The sequence below is a fragment of the Microcoleus sp. LEGE 07076 genome (assembly GCF_015207455.1).
Taxonomy (GTDB): domain Bacteria; phylum Cyanobacteriota; class Cyanobacteriia; order Cyanobacteriales; family Microcoleaceae; genus Microcoleus.
Map to the genome: position 1 here is coordinate 1 of NZ_JADEWV010000286.1, position 5,902 is coordinate 5,902.

Below are 5,902 nucleotides of genomic sequence, written 5' to 3' on the forward strand. Positions count from 1 at the left end.
ACCAGAAACCCCAGCCCCAGAAACCCCGCCACCAGCCTCTAAACAGGCTTTTCAAACCCTAAACGTCGAGAATAGATTTTGGTCGCGACTGAGTTCCCTAGCCAGCAACGGCGAATCCCCCGAATGGCTCAAAGCAACCACCCTGTCGCCAACTGCAAAAGCCGCGCCAGATAGCAGCGACGCCACAGCAGTCACCGAAGAAAGCAGCCCAACCCAGCAGCAACAAACAACGAGCAAAACCATTGCCGAACCCACATATATTGGTCCAGAATCCAGAGAATTTGTAGTCTTTGACGAACCCCCGCAGCCGAAAAAAGTTGTTGAAAAAACCGCAAAACTCGAAGCAGAAACAACTGGGCCAACTCCCTACATTTTGCCAGAAGACGAGTTAGTACCGATGCCCGTCTTAGAATTGCCCCGCGCCGAAATCCTCGCGGGCCAAACTGTAAAAGTGCAAGTGCAACTGCCAGAATTAATGCCCCGGATTTATGTAAAAATTTGGGTATTCGATCGGCAAAGCTACTTGATTCTCGACGGGCCCCGCTGGATTACCGAATTCAAAGCTAACGGCTTGGGAAATGTCCGAGCAAGTATCGACTTAGAAATTCCCTACGGCTGCATGGAAGTCGAATTTGAGGCGATCGCCGTCGAAATGCAAACTCAGCGGGAAAGCCACAAAGTCAGCGTTCACCGCCAAGTGTTGCCTCCAGCCGGGCCTCTTTTGCCCCTCGATGAGTGAGTCCTGTATTCATCTCTCTCTTATCTTTCTCTGTGTTCTCTGCGTTCTCTGCGGTAAAATAATTCCGAAATTAGAAATCGTAGCTAGTAGCTAACCAAGATTTGGTATTACTGGAAAAAAGTCAGGAATTAGTTCGGAATAATAAAATCGAGTCAACAGTTAACACTCAACCATTCAGTTTTTCGACCCGCCAGTCAACAGTCAACAGTCAACAATTCCCCAGGAGTGCAACCGGAATTGATATTATCTACTTACCAGCCAACTGCCGAAACTTTTTCTTAAACTTATTTTTGTACAGGTAGATCGATCGCTGCCAATCCTCAATATGCAACTGCATTGTAGCCGGCACACCAGTACGGCCCCAAACATCCTCCTGACACTTCCGGCGGCAAAAATTCATCGGTTCCGAGTAAACTGTAGTTGTAGATAAACTCGGTTTCGGGCCGCACCAGTGAATCACCGTCGCCTCAGCCCGATCGCCCGCAAGCCCGCTTGACTCAACCGGAAACCGCTTTCTCACAAAATCCTGGTCAAAATCCGGCACCAAAAACTGCATATCCACATTCTGCACCCGCAGCCGACTTTCCCAGGCCGCCCGGAAAATCATAAAATTTAAAAAACCCATTTCTCCGTACTTAAATATCCCCGGATTTGCCGCCGTCAAATCTAAAATTTCTACGTATTCATCCAAGCTAAAAATACCACGTTTAGCAAAAAAAGTTCCGGTGCAAAAATAATTGGCTCGGTATTGCGACCAGTTAAAACTAGGAAAATGTTTTTCAACACCCGGAATGTCAAAGAAAAACTTGGAAATATCTGCATCCGAATTTTCCTGACAAGGTTGGTCTACGATCAAATCAAATTCCTTAAAATTAGCAAATTTGAGAACATCCCCCCAGACGATCGTATCAGCATCCAAAACCATGAAATTTGACCAAGGACTTTCCCAGAAGGCAATCATTTTAGTTTTGCCCCAACCAAAACTTCTTTTCCTGAGAACCTCTTGGGAAACCATTGTGCGATCGATTACTCGCACCCCGTAGGATTTTTCCAAAGCACTCACAGAAAACGTACCGTCAATCAACAGACAAATCGGCACATCTCCCAAAAAATATCGGATGCTAGCACAGCAACCCTTAGCAAACAGATAATCTTGGTCGCAACAAGCAATAATAATACCAAAATCTTCCATAACCCCTCATTCTTCTACTAAAACTTCCACCCACAGCCTTTGGTTTTTTTTTGCCGACAGCAGCTTGATTTTTGAGTCCGACATTGACGCCAGCTTAGCATTAAACTTCTGCGATCGCCCACAAAAACATCACTCAAACCGCTAGAAAATCTGGGTAGAGTTGGTATCTCAAACAACACAGCATTCCCGGCGCGATCGCGTGTTAAGGAACACCAACTGCAGCAAACCTCAGAAAACCCAAAAATTGTGTTAGATTAGTCGGGAATTAAACTGGGCGACAGCTTGTCTCAAAAATGACGATCGCCCAGCCAAGTCCCCACTGCTGGAACCGTCAGAAAATCCAAATTGGTCAAGCCAGAAATTAGGCTTTTCTAGGGTAAATCTACGAGTACGAAAGTCCGCTGGCTACCCGCCGCTCCCAAAGTACCCCCGCCAAAGGTCGCGAGGTTTAAAGTTAGGTTAAAAAGCTTGACATACTTGGGTCAAAAGCTGTATAAGGAAAGCGACAAGCAGCCGAGATCGTACCTGTAACTGTCTGTTAAGTGTGGCGCAACCAAAAACTTTGGGCTGTTGTCAGTTTGAGTCAGATGGTGGTCACTCCCCTACAAGCAGTTCTAGATCGCCCGCACAGCTACTCAAACTAATCTGGCGATCTAGAGATGAAATTAGTAGGTGATGGTATAATCAACTATCATGTGGGCTTGACCTGAATTGATGCCCTTGCCGTAGAAAAGCCCAGCCCTACGTTCAAGCGGGAACTAGACACCCCTACTTTGAATCAGCAGCTATCGATAGGTTCTATATTGGCAGTTATTCTCAGCAGGCAAGCAACCACAAAAACGACCAGTTGGGAATTGCCGATCGAGTTCAATAGAGTGTGAAGGTGTGAGGAAAATGAACAGAACTTTTTGGAATTTACTGCTAGTATCCCCCGCTATACTGGGGCTATCCTCAGTCATCAGTACCGCTGCCCTAGCAGCCGAAGCGACCGCAACCGCTGAAGCCAACGGGCTAGCTGCTGCAAAGTCATCCGAATCAAAAGTCGCAGAATTAGTCGCAGAATTAGTTGCAGAACCAGTTGCAGCAGCCCCTGCGGCCCCAGAAAAGCTAGCTTTAAACAGCATCGCTCCGGCAGCCCAAACCGCGCTCGCCAACTCGGACGACGCACAAAAACAGCCTGAAAAACTGGCAAAAATTGAACCAGAAACCAGCGCAACAGCACTGGAAACAACAACCAGCGACATCGAATCAGCAGCCGCAATCGCGCCCGCTGCACCAGCGGCTGAACCCCTAGCTGCTGCGAATACAGCCGAACCAGCGCCCCAAGCATCAGACTTGGCAGTCGAAAGCACTCAGACAGAAACCGCTGCGAAAATTCAAGTGCCAGCAGCAGCCGCCCTCCCCCCAGCTACTACCCCAGCTACTAAGGTAGAAATTGCTCAGACAGTACCCGGAGGAATGGGCGGTCCGATCGTTCCAGCAGCACCCCAAGCCCAGCCGCCACAACAGTCAGGAACCATGTCCCAGGTGACATCGGTCTCTCAGCTATCCGACGTGCGGCCGACAGACTGGGCATTCCAAGCCCTGCAATCCCTAGTCGAACGCTACGGTTGTATCGCAGGCTATCCCGACGGCACCTTCCGCGGCAACCGCGCCCTGACTCGCTACGAATTTGCAGCAGGCGTCAACGCCTGCTTAGACCAAGTAACCAAACTAATTAGCTCGTCAACAGGTACCTTCGTCACCAAAGACGACTTAGCCATCCTGCAACGCCTGCAAGAAGAATTTGCAGCCGAACTCGCTACCCTGCGCGGACGAGTAGACGGCCTAGAAGCTCGCACCGCAGAACTCGAAGCCAACCAGTTCTCCACCACCACCAAACTGGCTGGAGAAGTCGTTTTTGGTGCCAGCGACACCTTCGGAGATGGTGTCGGCCGCCACGATGACAAAACTACCACCACCCTCGGCTACCGGGTGCGGTTGAACTTCAACACCAGCTTCACCGGCAAAGACTTGCTCAGAACCCGCTTACAAGCCCTCAACGTCCCCAACTACTCAGCAGCAACCGCTACGGGCACTAACATGGCTCGCCTAGCTTTTGACGGGAATGATAACAGTAACTTCCTACTAGACGAAGTGTACTATCGTTTCCCGATCGGTAAGGCTACAGTCTTTGTCGGCCCTAAAGGACTTGACCTGGATGAAATTGCAGATCAGGCTTCTACCTTTGGTAACTCTACGAGTACGGGTTCACTTTCGAGATTTGGAGTTCGCAACCCAGCCGTATTCCGCGGGCCGCAGGGATCTGGCGCAAGTGTGAGTTTCAACTTGGGCACTCTCCGAGCTAGCGCAGGCTATCTCGCCGGTGACAGCGATGCTCCCAACCCCGCAAACGGCAGGGGCGTTTTCAACGGTTCTTTCAGCGCTCTGGGTCAGATCGGCTTTTTTAGCAAGCCGTTTGATTTGGGCCTGACTTACGTTCGGAAATACAATCGGGCAGGCGATGTCGGCATCATGGGTGGCACCGGCAGTGCCTTGGCTAACCGGCCCTTCGGTCAATCAGCCACTGCATCAGATAACTTTGGCGTGCAAGTTAACTTCAAACCCAGCAGCCGCTTTCAGATTGGCGGTTGGTACGGTTATACCAAGGCCGAACAACTGCGGAGATCCAACAACGAGGCTACCATCCAAAATGGTGCTATCACAATGGCTTTCTCAGACTTTGGTCGGCGCGGCAACCTCCTCGGTTTTGTCTTTGGTGTACCGCCAAAAGTTACTGAGAGCGATGTCGCTAGAAACCGCAACACCTCTTATCACTTAGAGGGTTTCTATCGCTTCCAAGTCAATGACTTTATCTCAGTGACACCGGGCGTTTATGTGATTCTGAATCCCGAACACAACAACAACAATGACGATATTTGGGTAGGACTCCTCCGTACAACCTTTAGTTTCTAAGGTTTCCAGACATCTAGTTACAGCTAAAAGCGGCAGGCGACTGCCGCTTCTTTTAGTTATTAGTTATTAGTTATTAGTTATTAGTTAGTTGTTATTAGTTAGTTGTTATTAGTTAGTTGTTATTAGTTATTAGTTATTAGTTATTAGTTATTAGTTAGTTGTTAGTTGGCAACAGTCAACCGTCAACCGTCAACCGTCAACCGTCAACAGTCATCAGTTAACAGTCATCAACAGTCAACAGTTAACCGTCAACCGTCAACAGCTTTCCTGTCAACAGTCAACAGTCAACAGCTTTCCTGTCAACAAGATTATGAACTTTGGCGGCAAATCCCGAATACGGAGGTGTATCCGTGCAGAAACGTGCTCCCGCCCACGGGGCCGATTTCGCCGTTGCAGAAAAAGCCGCTCAGGGGAATGTTTTTGAGGTATCGGCTAAACAGTCGCGAGTCAAAGTTCGATTGACCGTAAAGCCCCTCGCCACGCCCCAGACAAGCGAACATCAATGCGCCGGTGCTGGATGTACCCCTGTACTCAGCGGCCCGCTGATGCCGATCGAGCAGCATTTCTAAGTCTTCTGCGGAGGTGCGCGCGTCCCGCAGGTGGAATTGGATGCGCTGTCCAGGACGGACTCGATCGCCGATCGCAATTGCCCCCACTTTCGGATCTACTCCCAACAAATTGCGGATTAAAAAATCTCCCGGCTCTAATGTCAGCTTGAATTCATCGCTGACTAAGCCGACAAATAACGAGTGCTGCGCTAATTCTCGGTCTGCTTCGCTCAAGGTTTGAACTAACTCTCGCAAAGCCTCTAAGGGCGATCGCTCGATGCCCCCGCTGCCGGTATCGTCGGTTTGTTCTTCGAGTTTCAGCAAAATATTGCGCTCTCCTTCTGTCACCCGATACGGATGCCCGATCGGCCGACAGCCTTGGGCGACGATCGTTTCCAACACTATATTGCCGCTCAAAGCCACTCCCACCGTCCCTTCCCGGTAAAGCTGATAGTCGCAAAACAGCGC

The 5,902-nt window shown here is 49.7% G+C and carries 3 protein-coding genes and 1 pseudogene; 2 read left to right on the forward strand and 2 right to left on the reverse strand.

Features of this window, described 5'->3' with window-relative positions; all coding sequences use genetic code 11:
- Nucleotides 1–739 (forward strand): annotated as a pseudogene (locus IQ270_RS27245) (hypothetical protein); the annotation flags it as partial.
- A 247-nt stretch (nucleotides 740–986) separates the two neighbouring features.
- Here the strand turns inward: IQ270_RS27245 and IQ270_RS27250 are convergent.
- Nucleotides 987–1,931, reverse strand: coding sequence for a hypothetical protein (locus IQ270_RS27250; RefSeq protein ID WP_193976280.1), 945 nt, complete (start codon nucleotides 1,929–1,931; stop codon nucleotides 987–989).
- Nucleotides 1,932–2,825: 894 nt separating this feature from the next.
- Here IQ270_RS27250 and IQ270_RS27255 point away from each other — a divergent pair.
- Entirely contained in the window at nucleotides 2,826–4,886 is a 2,061-nt protein-coding gene (locus tag IQ270_RS27255; protein WP_193976281.1) for an iron uptake porin, read from the forward strand.
- 308 nt (nucleotides 4,887–5,194) lie between these two features.
- Here the strand turns inward: IQ270_RS27255 and IQ270_RS27260 are convergent.
- Nucleotides 5,195–5,902 (reverse strand): FIST C-terminal domain-containing protein (locus IQ270_RS27260; RefSeq protein WP_193976282.1); only part of this gene is annotated, 708 nt, incomplete at its 5' end.